Annotated in this window: 16 protein-coding genes; 8 read left to right on the forward strand and 8 right to left on the reverse strand. The window is 68.3% G+C overall.

From position 1 onward, the window contains the following. The first annotated feature begins 107 nt into the window (after positions 1–107). Positions 108–497, forward strand: a complete 390-nt coding sequence (locus IB223_RS01040; RefSeq protein ID WP_192199851.1) for a DUF1801 domain-containing protein — start codon at positions 108–110, stop codon at positions 495–497. 27 nt (positions 498–524) lie between these two features. Here IB223_RS01040 and IB223_RS01045 read toward each other — a convergent pair whose 3' ends face one another. Next, positions 525–2105, reverse strand: coding sequence for a hypothetical protein (locus IB223_RS01045; protein ID WP_192199852.1), 1581 nt, complete (start codon positions 2103–2105; stop codon positions 525–527). 188 nt (positions 2106–2293) lie between these two features. Here IB223_RS01045 and IB223_RS01050 point away from each other — a divergent pair, with 188 nt between their 5' ends. Beyond that, entirely contained in the window at positions 2294–3412 is a 1119-nt protein-coding gene (locus IB223_RS01050; RefSeq protein WP_192199853.1) for an alpha/beta hydrolase, read from the forward strand. Between the two features lie 45 nt (positions 3413–3457). Here IB223_RS01050 and IB223_RS01055 read toward each other — a convergent pair whose 3' ends face one another. Further along, positions 3458–4387: a LysR family transcriptional regulator gene (locus IB223_RS01055; protein ID WP_192199854.1), complete on the reverse strand. Its 930-nt coding sequence runs from the start codon at positions 4385–4387 to the stop codon at positions 3458–3460. A gap of 116 nt (positions 4388–4503) precedes the next feature. Here IB223_RS01055 and IB223_RS01060 point away from each other — a divergent pair, with 116 nt between their 5' ends. After that, entirely contained in the window at positions 4504–5271 is a 768-nt protein-coding gene (locus tag IB223_RS01060; RefSeq protein ID WP_192199855.1) for a 3-oxoacyl-ACP reductase family protein, read from the forward strand. Positions 5272–5298: 27 nt separating this feature from the next. After that, the gene (locus IB223_RS01065) at positions 5299–5901 is read left to right on the forward strand and encodes an NAD(P)-binding domain-containing protein (protein WP_192199856.1); all 603 of its coding nucleotides are present in this window, start codon (positions 5299–5301) and stop codon (positions 5899–5901) included. 45 nt (positions 5902–5946) lie between these two features. On the opposite strand, the gene IB223_RS01070 is transcribed toward IB223_RS01065, so the two are convergent. Both IB223_RS01070 and IB223_RS01075 read right to left on the reverse strand, forming a co-directional pair. Then, a complete protein-coding gene (locus IB223_RS01070; protein WP_343227120.1) occupies positions 5947–8643 on the reverse strand; it encodes an EAL domain-containing protein in 2697 nt (898 codons plus the stop codon). 236 nt (positions 8644–8879) lie between these two features. Then, positions 8880–9701 (reverse strand): CHAD domain-containing protein, encoded by an 822-nt coding sequence (locus IB223_RS01075; RefSeq protein ID WP_192199858.1) that lies wholly within the window; start codon positions 9699–9701, stop codon positions 8880–8882. A gap of 155 nt (positions 9702–9856) precedes the next feature. Here IB223_RS01075 and IB223_RS01080 point away from each other — a divergent pair, with 155 nt between their 5' ends. Both IB223_RS01080 and IB223_RS01085 read left to right on the forward strand, forming a co-directional pair. Further along, a complete protein-coding gene (locus tag IB223_RS01080; protein ID WP_192199859.1) occupies positions 9857–10141 on the forward strand; it encodes a hypothetical protein in 285 nt (94 codons plus the stop codon). 88 nt (positions 10142–10229) lie between these two features. Next, positions 10230–11222 carry a hypothetical protein gene (locus IB223_RS01085; RefSeq protein WP_225590745.1) on the forward strand — a complete coding sequence of 331 codons (993 nt, stop codon included), beginning with the start codon at positions 10230–10232 and terminating at the stop codon, positions 11220–11222. A gap of 1 nt (position 11223) precedes the next feature. Here the strand turns inward: IB223_RS01085 and IB223_RS01090 are convergent, their stop codons facing one another. The 3 genes from IB223_RS01090 to IB223_RS01100 all read right to left on the reverse strand — a co-directional run bounded on the left by IB223_RS01090 (position 11224) and on the right by IB223_RS01100 (position 13336). Next, entirely contained in the window at positions 11224–11574 is a 351-nt protein-coding gene (locus tag IB223_RS01090) for a VOC family protein (protein ID WP_192199861.1), read from the reverse strand. A gap of 70 nt (positions 11575–11644) precedes the next feature. After that, a complete protein-coding gene (locus IB223_RS01095) occupies positions 11645–12355 on the reverse strand; it encodes a helix-turn-helix domain-containing protein (protein WP_192199862.1) in 711 nt (236 codons plus the stop codon). A gap of 12 nt (positions 12356–12367) precedes the next feature. Beyond that, positions 12368–13336: a LysR family transcriptional regulator gene (locus IB223_RS01100; RefSeq protein WP_192199863.1), complete on the reverse strand. Its 969-nt coding sequence runs from the start codon at positions 13334–13336 to the stop codon at positions 12368–12370. Positions 13337–13446: 110 nt separating this feature from the next. Here IB223_RS01100 and aceB point away from each other — a divergent pair, with 110 nt between their 5' ends. Together aceB and aceA are read left to right on the forward strand one after the other, a co-directional pair. Beyond that, entirely contained in the window at positions 13447–15078 is a 1632-nt protein-coding gene (gene aceB / locus IB223_RS01105; protein WP_192199864.1) for a malate synthase A, read from the forward strand. Between the two features lie 45 nt (positions 15079–15123). Next, a complete protein-coding gene (gene aceA / locus IB223_RS01110) occupies positions 15124–16458 on the forward strand; it encodes an isocitrate lyase (RefSeq protein ID WP_192199865.1) in 1335 nt (444 codons plus the stop codon). A gap of 84 nt (positions 16459–16542) precedes the next feature. On the opposite strand, the gene IB223_RS01115 is transcribed toward aceA, so the two are convergent. Next, positions 16543–18603, reverse strand: a complete 2061-nt coding sequence (locus IB223_RS01115) for a S9 family peptidase (protein WP_192199866.1) — start codon at positions 18601–18603, stop codon at positions 16543–16545. Between the last annotated feature and the right edge of the window lie 94 nt (positions 18604–18697).

The following is an 18697-nucleotide window of genomic DNA, read 5'->3' on the forward strand; positions in this document are numbered from 1 at the left end:
GCACCCGCTGCCGCCCGTCGGACAGGAATCCCGCTGGGCATCCGCTGCAACACGCTGTACGGTCGTCCTGGCGCCATCCGCGCAGCGACGACAGCAAGGCAACTCCCATGCCCTCACGCACGCCATCGACCGATGTGGACGCTTTTCTGAGGGAACTGGAGCATCCGCAGGACGCCGCGATCCGCCGGTTGCGCGCCGTGATCCAGGCGGCCGATCCGCGCATCGGCGAAGGCATCAAGTGGAACGCGCCGAGCTTCCACGTGGAGGGGCATCATTTCGCCACGATGCAGCTGCGCCGGCAGGACAGCGTGCTGCTGGTCCTGCACCTGGGCACGGCGAAGCGCGCGATGCCCGACGGCGCCCTCCACGATCCGGACGGGCTGCTGACATGGATGGCCGCCGACCGCGCAACGGTTTCGTTCGTCGGCACGCAGGACGTGGATGCGCGTGCGTCAGCGCTGCAGGCCGTGCTGCGGCAATGGATGGCCCACGTCTGAAGCGGCCGTGACGCCACCGCGGCCGGATCAGATGCCGCCGACGTTGAAAACCGGTTGGTGCTCGATCCGCCCGACCTTCGCCACGGCCTGCCGCACGTCTTCACGTGCGAGCAGATCGCGCCAGCGTTTCCGCACGGGTTCGAACGCGGGCAGCGGGGCCGGCTCGAGATAATCCTGCAGCGCGGCCAGCATGTCGCCCCGCGACGCGGGTGCGTCCAGTGCCGCGATCAACGCCTGCGCGGCGTCATCCATGCGGCCTGCCTCCACCAATGCCCAGATCCAGATCTCGCGGGCGTCCTCATGATGGTCGCGCAGGTAATCGAGCGCGCTGCGTGCGACGAGCGCGTCCTTCTGCTGGACCGCCGCGCAGTGCTGGATGGACGCCTGCACCATGCGGCCGTAACCGCTCATGTCGCCCACGCGTTCGATCATGGCCCGTGCCTCGTCCGGACGGCCGCGCTGGCACAGGAACTGCCCCAGGTTGAGCATCGGGCCGACATTCGCGCCGCCGGCTTCGTTCATGCCCGAGGCGCGGACCAGGTCCGCCTGCGCATCGTCCAACCTGCCGAGCCCGCGCATGGCGATGGCACGGTTGTTGAGTATCCACACCGCATGGTCCGGATCATCGAAAGGCAGCGCATCCGCGGGCGCGTTCGACAGCGCCGCCAGGGTTTCATCCGCCAGCGACACCACCTCCGCGTACCGGCCCAGCGCCAGTTGCGCGTAGGTCAGTTCCATGCGGACTTCGAGGCTTCGCGGTCGTTCGGTGGCGAGCCGGCGCAGGTGATCCACGCGTCGTCGTGCGGCGGCGGCGATGTCCAGCGTCGCATCGTGGCGATCCAGGAGGGCGTCGAAGCGACGGTCTGCACGGAACTTCACCAGCGCCTGTGGGGAGGTGGTGAGGGCCACGGCCCTGCGCACGCCATCGGCATCGCCCCGGGCCTGATAGTCGAGGGCCAGCAGGTACCACAGGTCGCCAACGCCCATGCCGTTGCCATCCCACGCCGCATGCAGCAGCGCTTCCAGCAATTGCACGCGAACAGGATCCGCATCCGGTGCCTGGCGCGTGATGCGCAGCACGGCCCCGGTGTCCAGGCGGTCCAGCATGTGGGGCCAGCGGAGCGCGAGGTCGCGCAGGTGGCGTGCGGCAGCTTCCCGGTTGCCTCGGTGGTCTTCGAGTTGCGCGAGCAGGTAGAGGTCGTCGGGATCGCTCGGGTCGGTGCCGATGGCGCGGGTCACCCGTTCGCGTGCGCGCTCGAAGTCGTCCTGGCGGATCGCCATCCAGGCGGCGCGGGACCAGGTCGCGCGTTGCTCGCCCGCCGTCAGTGCAGCGAATTCGCGATGCGCCATCACCTTCGCCAGCGTGCGGTCGGCCTGCGCTGCGTCGCCTTCGTCGCCCATCGCCAGCGCCGCACGCCACTGGCGCGCGTAACCGGGCGACACCCCTTGCTTGCGCTTCTCGCGCGGCGGCGGGCCGTGCTTGCTGAAGGCCGACGCCGAGGGGGGTTGCTGGTGATGCGCGTCGTGTGCGGCCGCAGAGGTGGCGGATTGCGCCAGCACACCATGACTTGCGGCCGCCAGGAAGACCGCCCCTATCCACGCCTTCATCCGCACGCATGCCCCCATTGCTCTCAGGGGCATTAGAGCGCAATCGGGCGGTCGGCGAAATCGGTGCGTACGCCACGTCCGCGCAGGAAGCGTGACGGCGCGCCACCCGTGCAGGACCAACGACACACGCCTGTGCGTGCAGGTGCGATGAAACTGGTCGTGTCCCCGTGATGCCTGGAGAGATGCCGATGAGGAACACCGTGTCCGCGCTGGTGATGGTCGCCGCCCTGTGCGCTGCGCATGCCTCCCGCGCGCAGGATGCCTGTCCGGATCGCTCGGCGTATGCGCCGGCACGGGAGATCGTCGCCGATCTCGGTCGTATCGTCGCGCCCACCGGTGTGCAGGAGGACTACGCCGTCGAGATCGGCGGCATCCGCCAGTGGGTGAACGTGCGCGGACAGGATCGCGACAACCCGATGGTGTTGTTCGTGCATGGCGGTCCGGCGTCGCCGGTCATTCCCACGCTGTGGCAGTTCCAGCGGCCGCTCGAGGAATACTTCACCGTCGTCAACTACGACCAGCGCGGTGCGGGGAAGACGCTGACGTTGAACCCGCAGGAGGCCGTCGCCGACACCCTGCATGTGCAGCGCTACGTGGACGATGCGATCGCGCTCGCCGAATACCTGCGCACGCGCTACCACAAGCGCAAGCTGGTGCTGATGGCGCACAGCTGGGGCACGGTGGTGGCGATGCACGCGGCGCTGCAGCGGCCGGACCTGTTCCATGCCTATGTCGGCATCGGCCAGGTGATCAACGTACGCACCAACGAGCAGGTGAGCTTCGACTATGGCCTGCGCACCGCCCGCGCGCGGGGAAACACCGACGCGGTGCGCGAGATGGAATCGATCGCGCCGTATCCCGGCGACGCGCCGATCACCCGCGAGCGCATCATCATCGCGCGCAAGTGGCCGCAGTTCTACGGCGGGCTCACCGCCTACCGCGATGAATCGAAGTACTTCTTCCAGGGGCCGCGCCTGTCGCCGGATTACGACGATGCCGCCCGATGCGCGATCAACGCCGGCAGCGTGCTGACGCTGGGGCGGTTGCTGGACGAATTCCTGCGGGTGGACTTCACCGGTGTGAAGGAATTTCCCATCCCGGTGGTGATGTTCATGGGCCGCCACGACTACACCACGCCCTCGGAACCCACCGCGGCATGGTTGGCGAAGGTGCGGGCGCCGTACAAGCAGGGCGTGTGGTTCGAGCGTTCGGCCCACATGATCCCGTGGGAGGAACCGGGCAGGACGCTCGTCAGCCTGCTGGAGGACGTGCGGCCGCTGGCGGTGGAGGGCGATCGCACGCGTTGAACACGTTGCCGTAGCCGGTCGGCAACGGAGGCGCGTGAAGGTCGCCTATCCCAGGCTGCCGGCGAAGCGTTCCGCCAGCCGTTGTTGCCGGAACGCTTCGGTCACGTGGTCGACGAAGACGCGCGTCTTCGCCGGCAGCAGCGTGCGGCTGGCGTAGTAGAGCGAGATCGGGCCTGCGTCCGCATACCACTTCGGCACGAGCCGGATGAGGTCGCCGCGCTCCAGGTAGGGCAGCGCATCGGGGACGGCGAGCATCGACACCCCCAGTCCCAGCACGGCCGCGCGTGTCATCGCGGCGGGATCATTGAACAGCAGGTGCGGACGGAGTTCTGCCGCGTGGGTCGCGCCCTCCGCATTGCGCATCGTCCATGTGCGTACGCGGCCGGTGCGCGCGGACCGCATCGCGATGCCGTCCAGCCCGGCGAGGTCCTCGGGTTCGACGGGCAGCGGGCGTCCCTGCAGGTAGCCGGGCGACGCGACCGCAATGATGTGCGCAGGGGCCAGCGGGCGTGCCACCACGCCGGGGGCAAGGTCGAAACCGCCGCCGATGGCCGCGTCGAAGCCTTCCGCGACCAGATCCACCTGCCGGTTGTCGAATTGCCAGTCGATGCGTACGTGCGGATGCTTCGCCATGAAATCCGGCAGCAAGGGAAGCAGATAGTCCATGCCGAAGGCGAGCGCCACGCTGACTTTCAGCACGCCCGCGGGTTCGCCCTGATCGTCTGCCGCATCGGCGATGGCGGCGTGCAGGCCTTCCAGCGGACCGCGCACGCCCAGCAGGAAACGTTCACCGGCCTCGGTGAGCGTGAGCTTGCGGGTGCTGCGATGGAAGAGTCGCGCGCCCAGGTTCCGTTCCAGCAGCGCCACGTTGCGGCTGACCGCGGCAGGGGTGAGCCCCAGCTGGCGGGCGGCGGCGGAAAAGCCTCCCAGTTCGGCGCTGCGGACGAAGGATTCCAGGTTGGCGAGGGTTTCCACGGGAACCACCCTTCAAGTGATGCTTGAAAGTCATTCTAGCCATTACCGGCTTCTGGAGGAGGATATGCGGGCGCATCGTTCGCTCCACGCAGTCCCATCCCAACCGGAGCATCGCCATGAACACCCAGACCCAGACCCCCTCCCTTCCGCTTGCAGGCAAGACCGCACTCGTCACCGGCGGCTCGCGCTCGATCGGCGCGGCCATCGCCAAGCGTCTGGCCGCCGACGGCGCGCAGGTCGCCTTCACCTACGTCGGCTCGCCGGCCCAGGCCGAGGAGACCGCGCAGGCCATTGAAGCGGCAGGAGGCCGCGCGCTCGCGATCCAGGCCGACGCCGGCAACCCGGACGCCGTGCGTGCTGCGGTCGCCCAGATGGTTGAGACATACGGCGCGTTGGACATCCTGGTCAACAACGCCGGCATCGCCGTGGGCGGTGGACCGGTCGACCAGATCGCCTTCGACGACTACCAGCGCATGATCGCCGTCAACGTGACCGGCGTGTTCGTCGCCACCCAGGAAGCCGTGCGCCACATGCGCGAGGGCGGTCGTGTCGTGCATATCGGCAGTTCGATGACGCGCTATGCGTCTTTCCCCGGGGCATCGCTGTACACGCTGACCAAGGGCGCGGTGACCGGATTCAACCGCAGCCTGGCGCGCGACCTCGGTCCGCGCGGCATCACCGTCAACACGGTGCACCCTGGCCCCACCGACACCGACATGAACCCCGCCGATGGCGACGTCGCCAAGCTGGTCGGCCCCGGCATGGCGATCGGCCGCTACGGCAAGCCGTCCGAGATCGCCAGCGTGGTCGCCTTCCTCGCCAGCCCGGACGCAGCCTTCGTCACCGGCGCCGACATCGTCGCCGACGGCGGTTTCACGTCCTGACCCGCACGCCACCACGAGGAGAAGACCATGAAGAGCATCGGCATCATCGGCGCAGGCAACATCGGTACGGCGTTCGCGCGCGCCCTCGCCAGGCACGGCATTCCCGCCATCATCGCCAACCGCCGCGGCCCCTCATCACTGGCGGCACTGGTGGAGGAGCTGGGACCGGCGATCCGCGCCGGCACGCGCGAGGAGGCTGCGTCGCAGGAACTCGTGCTGGTCGCGGTGAACTGGTCGAAGCTGCCCGCTGCGCTGGCGGACCTGCCGGACTGGAACGGGCGCATCGTCATCGATGCCAACAATCCGATCGAAGCGCCGCTGTTCCAGCCCGTCGACCTGGGAGGGCGCACGTCGAGCGACGTGGTTGCGGGCATGGTTCCCGGCGCGCGCCTGGTAAAGGCGTTCAACCATCTGCCGCCGGGGCTGCTGTCCGCGGATCCGCAGGCGGAAGGCGGGCGCCACGTGCTGTTCCTTTCCGGTGACGATGCGCATGCCCGGGCCGATGTCGGCGCGCTGGTCGAACGGCTCGGCTTCTTCGGCCTCGACCTGGGGGCGCTTGCGGTGGGCGCGCGCCTGGTGCAGTTCCCCGGCGGGCCGCTGCCGGTGCACAACCTGGTCAGGTTCGACTGATCCCACGCCCGCCGCGCAGGTCGTGTCGTCGCATGGAGAGGAATGTCAGCGCACCAGGGCCAGCCGGCGCGGCGGCGGCTCTTCGCGCTGGAACAGCACGCGTTCCGGGCGGTGCAGGGCATAGCCCTGGCCGTAGTCAACGCCCAGTGCACGCAGTGCTTCGCACGTTCGCGGGCTGCTGACCCATTCGGCGACCACCTTGAGGCCGCGCTGGTGGCCGATCTGCGCGATCGCGCTGACGATGGTGCGGCTCATCGGATCGGTTTCGAGATCGCGGATGAAGCTGCCGTCGATCTTGATCAGGTCCACCGGCAGGTTCTTGAGGTAACCGAAGGAGGACATGCCGGCGCCGAAGTCGTCCAGCGCGATGCGGCAACCCGCGCGGCGCAGGCGTTCGATCACGCTGACGACCTTCAGCAGGTTGCGTACCGCGACGGTTTCGGTGATCTCGAAGCACAGCGTGTGCGCAGGCACCGCGTATTCGGTGATGCGGGCGAGGATGAAGTCGGCCAGGCCCTCGTCCTCGATGCTGGCGCCGGACAGGTTGATCGCGCAGGTGCCCAGGCGCATGCCGGATTCGTGCAGCAGGCTGAAGTGGGCAAGCGCGTTGCGGATCACCCAGCGGTCGATCGCGGGCATCAGCCCGTAGCGCTCGGCGGCGGGCAGGAAGGCGCCGGGCGGCACCACGCCGCCGTCCTCGTCGCGCAGCCGCAGCAGCAGTTCGATGCTGGTCGCGGTGTCGCTGCCGTCCAGCGGCACGATCTCCTGGTAGTCGAGCAGCAGGCGGTCCTGTTCGACCGCCCAGCGCAGGCGGCTGGCCCATTCCATTTCGCCATGGCGGCGCGTGGTCTCGTTGTCCTCGCGGTACAGGTGCACGCGGTTGCGGCCGTTTTCCTTGGCCAGGTAGCAGGCGGTGTCCGCCCACGCCAGCAGGTCCTTCAGGGTGGGCTCCTGCTGGTCCACCACCACCACGCCGATGCTCGCGCTGACGGTGTAGGTGCGGTCCTGCCAGACGAACATCAGCGCCTCGATGCACTCGCGCAGGCGCTCGGCCAGCGCGCGTGCGCCCTCGGCATCCACGTGGAAGGCCATCAGGCCGAATTCGTCGCCGCCCAGCCGCGCCAGCACGTCGCCGCCGCGCAGCTGCTGGCGCATGGCGAGCGCGAGCTGCGCGAGCAACTGGTCGCCCGCCATGTGGCCGGAGATGTCGTTGATCAGCTTGAACTGGTCCAGATCGATATAGAGCAGCGCGCAGGGATCGCTGGTCGCGCGGCCCTTGCGTTCGTGCAGCGCTTCTTCCACGCGCCGCTCGAACTCGCGCCGGTTGCACAGTTCCGTCAGCGCGTCGTGCGTGGCCTGGTAGCTCAGGCGTTCGGTCAGCTCGCGCTGCTCGGAGATGTCGGTAGCCACCATCAGCAGGTGCGCCTCGCCGTCCATGTCCACCTGCGCGATCGACGCACTGGCCCAGAACGCGTCGCCGGCCGGGCTCATCAGCACCGCTTCCAGATTGCCCCAGTCATCGCCGATGGCATCGGCGTCGCGGGCGCGGTGCTGGAGTTGCGGATCGGAGAACAGGGCCGACAGCGGCAGGCCGGTGGGATCGCCCAGGCGCAGGCGCGCCGCCTGGTTGGCGTAGACGATGCGGCCATCGCGTGCATCGGCAAGCAGCACCAGTGCGGGCAGCAGTTCGTTCAGCGCGCGGAAGCGCAGCTCGCTCTCGCGGTAGCGCCGGCTCATCTGTTCGCCCAGCGTCATGGCACGCCGCCGCGTGGTAGCCAGCGACCACACCAGCGCGGCCAGCAGCAGGCTGATGACGCCGCCACCGGCAAGGATGGTCTGGAGCCGGCCGAGATCCATCGGGCGCGGGCGGGGTTCCATCTCGATGCGCCATTGCCGGCCACCGAAATCCAGTCGCCGCACCTGCATCGGCAATCCGGTCTCGACCTGTGTACCGGAGTCGTAGAACGGATGCGCCTGCGCGGTTGCGTCGTAGACACGCACGCGGAAGCCCTCCAGCACCGAACCCGCCAGTGCGGTTTCGACCAGCGGCTGCAGGCGCATGCCGATGGCGAGCGCGCCGATCTCGCGCGCGCGCCGCTGGTTGGGCGATGTGGGCGTGGGGCCGTCGGAGTACACCGGCAGGCGCAGCGTGATGCCGATAGGATTCTGGCCGGCGGGCACGGTCTGGCGCAGCGTGAATGGCGCGGAGATCACCACGGTGTCGGTATCGCGCGCGCGCAGCAGGGCATTCAGGTTCGCACGCTGCGTGACCATGTCGAAGCCCACCAGCGCGGCATTGCCTTCGTAGGGGGTGACGAACTCGTACCGATACGACACCTCGTCGGCCAACGGCTGTCCTACGGGCGAGCGGCGCGCGAACGCGACCGATGTGTAGGAGGCGGGTGCCAACGGGCTGCGCAGGCTCGCGTGGTACTGGCTGAAGCGTGCCTGGTCCATCTGGTCGTTGGACAGGAACACGGTCTGCATGGCGCGCAAGGTGGAAGCCGCCTGCTCCAGCGGCACGCGCAGGCGTGTCGTGCCGGCATCCGCCAGTGCGCGGCGGGATGCTTCCGCGCTTTCCTGCAGGCCGCGCCACTCCCGATGGGCGACGAGCACCGTGCACAGCAGGCCCACCACCAGGACAGCCGACGCCCACGCCACCGGCGGCAAGCCGACGCGGCGGGAAGGCGTCCCCGGTGCCGCCGTGGCGTCGCCGGAGTGTGCTGCGTGGAGGGAGTCCACCTGCGGGCCTTGATCCTGCGTGATGAGAGGGCGGTCCAGCTGCGACGGGATCGATCGACGGAAGGAATGCAGGCTTCGTGCCAAGCATTCCGCGTGCGGAAATGCCGGATCTCCAGGGTTTCCGGCCTTGTTCGGCATCCCATACGCCGATCGGAGGGACCGTATGGGTCACTATCGGCCCCAGCAGGGCGTACTTGACGGGCGTGGACGATGACGGGAAGCGGAAGTAAAGCCGATTACGTCAGTGGATGAATGGGCGAGTGGATGGCCGTGCGCCGACGCTTCGCGACCGGGATCGCGCGGGCCTGCGACTGTTCCAGCGTGACGAGGGCCTGCTGCAGCAACGCGAGGTCCTGCAGCAGGCCGAGTTGATCGACCAGTTCGGCGATGTGCCGCGGTGCGACGGCCAGGGGATGCCCGTGCACCTGCCGGCGTACACGGAGTTTGCGGAAGGCGGCCAGTTGCATGCGCAGCCGGCGCGACCTGCGGCGCCAGGCGTGCAGGTCATCGACGCGTCCGCTGGCCAGCGCAGTCGCCTGCGCGCGCTCCTGCCTTTGCACCGAGCGCGCAAGCGCGTTGCGCAGGTCGCCGCCATGCAGCCGGTGCCACGGCAACTGCCGCAGCCGTTCCGCCTGCCGGTGTGCCAGCGCCTGCCGGCGCACGAAGCCGGGATCGTCGCGCAGGGCCTCGGCGAGGCGGTGTTCCTGCTGCCGCGACAACAGCGCCAACAATGCCTCCCAGTTCGTGGCTTCATCGGAGGTGCCGGCATCGCGCGCCATGCGCTGCGCCGTGTCGAGCACCACCTGCCCGTCGCGGAGTGCGGAGAGGCTCTTGGTCAACGCACGGAGCTCGTCATCGACCGGGTCCACCGCTTCCTTGCCGAGCGCGCTGCGCGCCAGTGCCAGCAACGAGCGCAGGCGGCGAAGACTCTTGCGCGCTTCGTGCACCCCGGCCGGCTCGCCGGGCGCGATGGCGAGTGCGGCCACCAGTGCCCGCGCTTCGTGGGCCGCGAGCGCGGCGGCGCGTTCGCCGGTGCGTGTGGTGGTGCGGGGGCTCATGGGGGCATCCATGGCGGGGACGGCCAGTCTACGACCGCGTCGCCGCCCGCCATCCCCCTTGCGCTGCCTGAACGTGCACCGTTCGTCGGTCCGCCCGCACTTGGCGGCGTGTCGCATAAAAGGTATAAATCGTTTATACGATTAAAGGATGTGCCATGGCCAAGTCCCGCAAGGCGCGTGACACCCGTGCTGTCGACGACCTCTCCGAGGGCGCGGGAGCGTCCGCCAAGCTGGTGCGCGACAGCTTCACCATGCCGGCCGACGACTTCGCGCTGGTGGCGGTACTGAAGGGGCGCGCGCTGCAGATGCAGCGGCCGGCGAAGAAGAGCGAACTGCTGCGCGCTGGCCTGCGCGCGCTGTCCGGGTTGTCGCCGCAGGCGCTGACCAAGGCGCTGGATGCACTGGCGCCGGTCAAGGCCGGTCGTCCGAAGAAGAAGTAGACGCCGCCTCCGCGCGGCGTGCGTTGACCTGATCACGGCATCCGCCAGTCGGCGTGTCGTCCTTCCGTTCCTGTCTGAAGTGCCATCGATGAACGTTGCCGCGACCCTCCGTCGCCACCGCTGGGTGGCCCTGTTGTCCGTCCTGCTGCTGGCCCCCGTGCTGGTGGCCTCGACGCATGCGCCGGTACGCGCGGCGATTCAGGGGCCGCAGGCGGGCTACAGCGTGCGCGACCTGGAATGGACGGATGCCGAGCGCGGTCGCGCCGTGCCGGTGAAGCTGTTCTGGCCGGATGCGGCGCGCACCGGCAAGGTGCCACTGGTGGTGTTCTCGCACGGCATCGGCAGCGCGCGCGACGGCTACACGTATCTCGGCCACTACTGGGCGCGGCATGGCATCGCCAGCATCCATGTGCAGCACGTCGGCAGCGACCGGGCGCTGTGGCAGGGCAATCCCTTCACGCTGGTGGCGCGCTTCCAACAGGCGGCGGGCGAGGTCGAAGCCGTGGCCCGCGTGCGCGACCAGCGGTTCGCCCTCGACCAGCTGCTGGCCGGCGAATGGGGCGCGCACGTCGATCGCGCGCGCATCGTTGCCGCCGGCCATTCCTACGGCGCCAACACGACCCTGATGTCGGCGGGCGCACGGGTGATGCGGGCAGGCAGGGCGATCCAGTTGCGCGACCCGCGCATCACGGCCGCCATCGTGATCTCCGCGCCGCCGTTCTACGGCGACGACGATTTCCGTCCCATCCTCTCCGGCATCACCATCCCCACCCTGCACGTGACCACGGCGGACGACATCATCCGCATCCCCGGCTTCGGTTCCGGCGTGGACGACCGGCTGAAGGTGTTCGACGCCATTGGTGGCGCACACAAGGTGCTGGCCGTTTACCGGCACGGCACGCACAACGTGTTCACGGATCGCCGCTATTTCGATTCGCGCGAGGTCAGCGAGCAGGTCAAGCAGGCAACCGAAACCTTGTCGGTCGCCTTCATCGACGGCACCTACGGTGCTTCGCGCGGCGCACTGGCGCAGTGGCAGTCCGGCCATCGCGCGCTGCTGGCGCGCTACGAGGCGCGCTGACTCAGGCCGTGGTCCAGACGGCAAGCTCGTAGCCGTCGGGATCGGCGAACTGGAAGCGGCGACCACCGGGGAAGGCGAAGATCGGCTTGGTGATCTTTCCGCCCGTGGCTTCGACGTTCGCCAGGCTTTCTTCCAGTGCCGCCGAGTACAGCACCACCAGCGCGCCGCCCGGCTGTGGCGTGCCGTGTGCGAAACCGCCCGTCAGCCGGCCATCGCGGAACTCGCAGTAGTCCGGGCCATAGTCCTGGAACGTCCATCCGAAAGCGTCGCCGTAGAAGGCTTTCGAGGCCGCGATGGAGGCGACGGTGAATTCGAGGTAGTCGATCCGATGGTGCTGTTCGGCGTTGCTCATGGTGGGTGTCCGTGGAAGAGGCCGCCAGTCTGGCGAACTCCTTGCGGTCTGTCTTGGCGAAATCGGACAGTCAGTCCAGGACCTGCGCGAGCAGGCGCGTGGGCGAGAGGCCGGTGAGCCGGCGCGTGTCGCCGGCCAGTTGCGCGGCGTCGTAGTAGCCCGCGTCGAGTGCGGCCTCCAGGAGGTTGGCGGGGTGGTGCCGCCGTCGCAGGAAGCGCTGCAGCCGCAGGATGCGCGCCAGCAGCTTTGGCCCGTAGCCGAATGCTTCGTCGCACCGGCGCAGCAGGGTGCGCTCGGTGATGCCGAGTTCGCGCGCCAGTTGCGCGACCGTGTCGGGCCGTGCGCGCGACAGTCGTGCATGCACGGCCGAGATCGCGTCGCTACGAGGCGGCGTGTCGGCCAGGATCCTGTCGGTGAGCCATGCCATCGCGTCGGCGTCGCGCTCCGCCATCCGATCAGCCAGCGTCGCCAAGCGCGGGATGACGAGATCACGCAGGTCCACACGTTGGTCGGCAAGGACATGCAACGGAACACCCAGCCAGCGCGTTGCCGCGCCGGGCGCGAACCGTAGGCCCCTTATCCGGCGACCCGGCGCGATCTGGGCGTACTGCGCCCGCGTGTCGGGCCCGGCAATGCTCAAGCGCTCGCCATCCCAAAGCAGGTCGACGCAGGCGTCGGGCAGCACGAGCGCGGGACTTGCCTCCGTTCCCTGCACGTATTCCCAGCGACACAGCAGCGACTGGCCGGGCGCGAAGTCGTGTTGTCGATAGCGGCCGCTCATCGTGGCGTGGCGTCAGCGTTCGGAATGCCCGCTCTCATCGTAATCGCGGCGCTCGAACAGGTGGGGCTGGATCAGTTCGATGAAGGCGCGAGCCTGCGGCGACAGGAACTTGCCCTTGCGGACCACCACGCCGTAACTCCGCGACGGGAACCACTGGCTCAGCGAGCGCGCGGCCAACCGGTCGCGGTCCGCCTCGGTCAGGCAGATCGAGGCGATGATCGAGATGCCCATGCCCATGCTGACGTACTGCTTGATCACCTCCCAGCCGCCGACTTCCAGCGCGACCGTGTACGGCACGCGCGCCTGCTGGAACACCAGGTCCACCAGCCGGTAGGTGACCAGCCGCTTCGGCGGCAGGATCAGGGCGTGCGGTGAGAGATCTTCCAGCCGCAGGTCGCGCTTCTTCGCCAGCGGATGGTCGGGCGGGGTGATCAGCATCGGTTCGAAGCGGTAGACCGGGGCGTAGCTGAGGTCCGCCGGCACGTCGAGCACCGAGCCGACCGCTAGGTCCACCGCATCCGAGCGCAGCAGGTCGGTGCCGTCGGCGCTGGCGGCGTTGTGCAGGGTCAGCTTCACCTCGGGATGCTGCTGGCGGAAGTGCTCCACGATCTTCGGCAGCAGGTAGAGGATGGTGGAACTGTTGGCGGCCACGTTCAGCTCACCGGCCTCCAGCCCGCTGACTTTCTCGCGGAAGCTGGCATCCAGGCCGTCCAGTCCCGCCACCAGCGGTTGGGCCATCTCGTACAGGAGCTGGCCTTCGCGGCTCGGTGCCAGCCGTCGACCGCTGCGCTCGAACAGGGTCACTCCCAGCTCCCGCTCCAGGGCCTGCAACTGCAGGGTGATGGCCGGCTGGCTGACAAAAAGCGCCTCCGCCGCCCGCGAAACCGACCCCAGCCGCACCGTCTGGCAGAAGGCCCGCAGGGGCTTCAGCCGGTCGGATTTGTAGGGAAAACGAGGAGTTGGCGCTTCTTTAGAGCTCACGTTCTAACAAACTATAAGCAGTGCTTATTTAATGCATTGACAAAACTGTTTTGTCAAATAATTCGATGGGGGAGCACTGTGCGGTTCCAGCAAGACGCCAGGAGACCTCCATGTCCGCCACCGCTTTCGCCCTGCCGCCGCGCGAATCCCGCGCCGACCGACCCACCCCCGGCATCGCCCTGACCGCCAATGTGGTGGGCCAGGACGCGCTGCTGACCCCCGGCGTGCTGGCTCTGCTCGTCTCGCTGCACCGTGCGATCGAGCCGGAGCGTCAGGCCCGGCTGGCGGCCCGCCGTGAGCGCCAGGCGTTCTTCGATGCCGGTGGCCTGCCGGATTTCCGCGCCGATACGCGCACGATCCGCGACGGCGACTGGACCGTTGCCCCGGTGCCGACCGCGTTGCAGGACCGTCGGGTGGAAATCACCGGGCCGGTGGACCCGAAGATGGTCATCAACGCGCTGAACTCGGGCGCCAGGGTGTTCATGGCGGACTTCGAGGATTCCACCTCGCCGACCTGGCAGAACCTGCTGACCGGCCAGCGCGCGCTGACCGATGCCGTGCGCGGCGACCTGCAGTTCACCAGCGAGAACGGCAAGCGCTATGCGCTGAAGCCGCAGGACGAACAGGCGGTGCTGCTGGTCCGGCCGCGTGGCTGGCACCTGGACGAGAAGCACGTGCTGATCGACGGTGCGCCGATCGCTGGCGGCCTGTTCGACGTCGCCGTGTTCGCCTGGCACAACGCCCGCGCGCTGCAGGCCCGCGACCGCGGCCCTTACTTCTACCTGCCCAAGCTGCAGAGCATGGAAGAGGCCGCGCTGTGGGAAACCGCGCTGTCGCACATCGAGGCCGCGCTGGGCCTGCCGCACGGGCAGATGAAGGTCACCGTGCTGATCGAAACGCTGCCGGCCGTGTTCGAGATGCACGAGATCCTGCATGCGCTGCGCGAGCGCATCGTCGGCCTGAACTGCGGCCGCTGGGACTACATCTTTTCGTACCTGAAGACGTTCCGCCGCCACGCCGACAAGGTGCTGCCGGAGCGCGGCCAGGTGACGATGACGCAGCCGTTCCTGAAGGCCTATTCGGAGCTGCTGATCCAGACCTGCCACCGGCGCGGCGCGCATGCGATGGGCGGCATGGCCGCGCAGATCCCGATCAACAACGACGAAGCCGCCAACGAGCAGGCGTTGGCCCGCGTGCGCGCCGACAAGCTGCGCGAAGTCACCGCCGGCCACGACGGCACCTGGGTGGCGCACCCGGCGCTGATCCCGGTGGCGAAGGCGATCTTCGACGAGCACATGCCGCAGACCAACCAGCGCGGTGTGCTGCGCGAGGATGTCGCGGTCACCCGCGACGACCTGATCCGTCCGTCCACCGGCACCATCACGCGTGCCGGCTTCGAGGGCAACGTGGAAGTGTGCGTGCGCTACCTGGCCGCGTGGCTGGATGGCAACGGCTGCGTGCCGATCCACTGGCTGATGGAAGACGCCGCTACCGCCGAGATCTCGCGCACGCAGATCTGGCAGTGGCTGCACATGCCCGACGTGCACCTGTGCGATGGCACCCAGATCGACTATGCGCTGCTGCAGCGCACGCTGGCCGCATTGCCCGCGAAGCTGGGCGACCACAGCCGGCTGCCCGGCGGCGAGCGCATCTCCGAAGCCATCGCCCTGCTCGACGCCCTGAGCCGTGCAGACGACCTGGCCGACTTCCTGACCCTGCCCGCGTACGAACGCATCGACTGACCCCGCCCCCACCCACGACGCCCCACGACGAAAAGAGAGTCCGCCATGAGCACCAAGCAACAGCAGATCGACGTCATCCAGAAGGACTGGGACAGCAACCCGCGCTGGACCGGCATCAAGCGCGACTACGCCGCCGCCGATGTCGTCCGCCTGCGCGGCAGCCTGCAGCCGGAATACACGCTGGCCCGGCGCGGTGCCGAGAAGCTGTGGAAGCTCGTCAACGGCGAAGCGAAGAAGGGCTACGTCAACGCGTTCGGCGCGATCAGCGCCGGTCAGGCGATGCAGCAGGCCAAGGCGGGCCTGGAAGCCGTCTACCTGTCAGGCTGGCAGGTCGCCGCCGACGGCAACACCTCCGAGACGATGTACCCGGACCAGTCGCTGTACGCCTACGACTCGGTGCCGACGATGGTCCGTCGCATCAACAATACCTTCCAGCGCGCCGACGAGATCCAGTGGAAGAACATCTGCGACGGCAAGGCGAATGACGCCGACGCCATCGACTTCTTCCTGCCGATCGTCGCCGACGGCGAGGCCGGCTTCGGCGGCGTACTGAACGCCTACGAGCTGATGAAGAACATGATCGTGGCCGGCGCCGCGGGCGTGCATTTCGAGGACCAGCTGGCTGCGGTGAAGAAGTGCGGCCACATGGGGGGCAAAGTCCTGGTGCCCACGCAGGAAGCGGTGCAGAAGCTGCAGGCCGCGCGCCTGGCCGCCGACGTGCTGGGCGTGCCGACCATCGTGCTGGCCCGCACCGATGCCGAAGCCGCCAACCTGCTGACCTCGGACTTCGACGCCAACGACCAGCCCTTCGTCACCGGCCAGCGCACTGCGGAAGGTTTCTACCGGGTCAAGAACGGCCTGGAGCAGGCGATCAGCCGCGGCATCGCCTACGCGCCCTACGCCGACCTGGTGTGGTGCGAGACCGGCACGCCGGACATCGGCTTCGCCCGCGAGTTCGCCCAGGCGGTGCACGCGAAGCATCCCGGCAAGCTGCTGTCGTACAACTGCTCGCCCAGCTTCAACTGGAAGAAGAACCTGGACGACGCGCAGATCGCCCGCTTCCAGGACGAATTGTCGGCGCTGGGCTACAAGTACCAGTTCATCACCCTGGCCGGCATCCACATCAACTGGTTCAACACCTTCAAGTTCGCGCACGACTATGCGCGCGGCGAGGGCATGAAGCATTACGTCGAGCAGGTGCAGGAGGCCGAGTTCGCCGCGCGCGAAAAGGGCTACACCTTCGTCTCGCACCAGCAGGAAGTCGGCGCCGGCTACTTCGACGACGTCACCACCGTCATCCAGGGCGGCAGCTCCAGCGTGACCGCGCTGAAGGGGTCCACCGAGGAAGAGCAGTTCTACGAGAAGGAAAAGGCGGCCTGATCGCTGCTCGCAAGGATGCAGCAAAGGAAACGCCGGCTTTCGCCGGCGTTTCTTCTTCTAGCGTTGCGGGAAGAAAGCGCGCGCCTACTTCTTCACTTCCTGCGTGTGTCCCTTCAGCGCATCGGCCAGGCCCGGCACACCCGCGGCGCCCGTCGGCACGCTGATACTCGAACCGGTGAAGTCCTTGCCGATCGGTTCGGCGCGCCCGCCCAGGCACTGGGCGAGGAAGCCTTCGGTCACCGCGTTGAACGCCTTGTTGTTCTCCGGCCGGGCGAAGCCGTGGCCTTCGTCGGGGAACAGCACGTAGGTCACCGGGATATTCTTCGCCGTCATCGCCTTGACGATCTGGTCGCTCTCGTCCTGCTTCACGCGCGGGTCGTTCGCGCCCTGGCCGATCAGCAAAGGCTTCTTGATCTGGTCGGCGCGGGTCAGCGGCGAGCGCTCTGTCAGCCACGCCTTGCCGGCGTCGGTGCGCGGGTCGCCCATGCGCTTGGCCAACTGCTCGAAGAAGCTGGCCCAATACGGCGGCACAGTGCTGAGCAGGGTATTGAGGTTGGACGGGCCGACGATGTCCACGCCACAGGCGAATGCGTCCGGCGTGAAGGTCAGGCCGGCCAGCGTGGCGTAGCCACCGTAGCTGCCGCCCATGATCGCGACCTGCTCCGGCGTGGTGACGCCCTGCTTGACGGCCCACTGCACGGCGTCGATCAGGTCGTCGTGCATCTTGCCGGCCCACTCGCCGTTGCCCGCATTGGTGAAGCTCTTGCCGAAGCCGGTGGAGCCGCGGAAGTTGACCGACAGCACCGCGTAGCCGCGGTTGGCCAGCCACTGGTTGTAGCCGCCGTAGCCGTAGGAATCGCGTGCCCACGGACCGCCGTGCACCAGCAGCACCAGCGGCACCGGCGCATCGGCCTTGCCGTCGTTGTTCGCGTCGGCATTGCGCGGCAGGGTCAGGTAGCTGACCAGCGTCTTGTTGTCGCGCGAAGCGATTTCCACCGGCCACTGCGGGACCAGCGGCTTGCCTTCCAGCTTCGGCCGCGCGGAGAACAGCTTGGTCAGCGTGCCGGCCGGACGGTCGTAGCGGTAGTAGACCAGCGGGGCTTCGGCCGCGGAATACGCGATGATCCAGGTCTTGTCGTCCAGCGTGCGCGTGTTGACGGACACGTCGCCCGGGCCGATCGCCTCCAGCTTCTCCAGGTCGGCCCGGATCGAAGGGTCGACGACCTTCCATTCATCGCGGAGGTAATCCACCGACACGGCCTGCACCTTGCCGGTCGCCGGGTCCGCCAGGCTGCCGCCGACGTCGGCGCGTGCATCTTCCAGCACCAGCGTGCGCTTGCCGCTGGCCACGTCCACGGCGAACAGCGCGGCGGTGTTGCGGCCGCGCGAATCGGTGAAGTACAGGGTCTTGCCGTCCAGCGTCAGGCCGCCGGGATTGGTGGTGAGCACATCCTCGAACGGGATGTCGTCGAACTTCTCCCAGCCGCCCTTGGCATCACGCTTCAGCACGTCGGCGCCGCCGTCCGGGCGCGAGCGCGTGGCGTACTTGAGGGCATAGTCCGCGTCGGCGATGTAGCCGGCGATCTGCGCGTCGTTCTTCTCCAGCAGGGTGCGTGTGCCCGTGGCGAGGTCGACCTTGTACAGGTCGTGCCACTGCGCATCGCGGTCGTTCATGCCGACGAGGATCGTGCCGGGATGTTTCGGGCTGACGCCGGATACCTGGGCGGTGGTCTTCGGGAACGGTGTCAGGTCTTTGGCCTGGCCGGTCTTCAGGTCCACGGCGTACAGGTGGAAGTCTTCGTCGCCGCCGCTGTCACGCAGATACAGCAGGGTGTCGGGGTTGTACGACCAGAAATAGCTGCGGATGCCGCGCGCCTTGTCCTGGGTGACGGCCTTGGCCAGTGACGGATTGTCCGCCGGGGCTACCCACACGTTGAGCACGCCATCGACGGCGGCAACCCAGCTCAGGTACTTGCCATCGGGGCTGATCTGCACGTTGGCGCGCTCGGGATTGCCGAACAGCGCGTCGCGGGCGATCAATTCGGTGCCGGCGATGCGGTCGGCGGCGGATGGGGCGGCCTGCGCCGCGAGCGCGACGGCGACGGTCGAGGCCAGCAACGTGAGACGGAATGCGGCATGACGCATGGGCGAAACTCCTGGAGGCAAGGAAGGGATAGCGGACATGACGTCCGCCAGCCGGATGTGTGACTCGAGTAGACCACACCCCACCTTCACCCGC

The organism is Pseudoxanthomonas sp. PXM03 (assembly GCF_014852005.1).
In the GTDB taxonomy this organism is placed as follows: Bacteria; Pseudomonadota; Gammaproteobacteria; order Xanthomonadales; family Xanthomonadaceae; genus Pseudoxanthomonas_A.

Excerpts from the sequence above, each read along its gene's own strand:
- IB223_RS01040 (WP_192199851.1), top strand. The coding sequence starts at position 108 with ATGCCCTCACGCACGCCATCGACCGATGTGGACGCTTTTCTGAGGGAA.
- IB223_RS01045 (WP_192199852.1), bottom strand. The coding sequence starts at position 2,105 with ATGAAGGCGTGGATAGGGGCGGTCTTCCTGGCGGCCGCAAGTCATGGT.
- IB223_RS01050 (WP_192199853.1), top strand. The coding sequence starts at position 2,294 with ATGAGGAACACCGTGTCCGCGCTGGTGATGGTCGCCGCCCTGTGCGCT.
- IB223_RS01060 (WP_192199855.1), top strand. The coding sequence starts at position 4,504 with ATGAACACCCAGACCCAGACCCCCTCCCTTCCGCTTGCAGGCAAGACC.
- IB223_RS01065 (WP_192199856.1), top strand. The coding sequence starts at position 5,299 with ATGAAGAGCATCGGCATCATCGGCGCAGGCAACATCGGTACGGCGTTC.
- IB223_RS01075 (WP_192199858.1), bottom strand. The coding sequence starts at position 9,701 with ATGAGCCCCCGCACCACCACACGCACCGGCGAACGCGCCGCCGCGCTC.
- IB223_RS01080 (WP_192199859.1), top strand. The coding sequence starts at position 9,857 with ATGGCCAAGTCCCGCAAGGCGCGTGACACCCGTGCTGTCGACGACCTC.
- IB223_RS01085 (WP_225590745.1), top strand. The coding sequence starts at position 10,230 with ATGAACGTTGCCGCGACCCTCCGTCGCCACCGCTGGGTGGCCCTGTTG.
- IB223_RS01090 (WP_192199861.1), bottom strand. The coding sequence starts at position 11,574 with ATGAGCAACGCCGAACAGCACCATCGGATCGACTACCTCGAATTCACC.
- IB223_RS01095 (WP_192199862.1), bottom strand. The coding sequence starts at position 12,355 with ATGAGCGGCCGCTATCGACAACACGACTTCGCGCCCGGCCAGTCGCTG.
- aceB (WP_192199864.1), top strand. The coding sequence starts at position 13,447 with ATGTCCGCCACCGCTTTCGCCCTGCCGCCGCGCGAATCCCGCGCCGAC.
- aceA (WP_192199865.1), top strand. The coding sequence starts at position 15,124 with ATGAGCACCAAGCAACAGCAGATCGACGTCATCCAGAAGGACTGGGAC.
- IB223_RS01115 (WP_192199866.1), bottom strand. The coding sequence starts at position 18,603 with ATGCGTCATGCCGCATTCCGTCTCACGTTGCTGGCCTCGACCGTCGCC.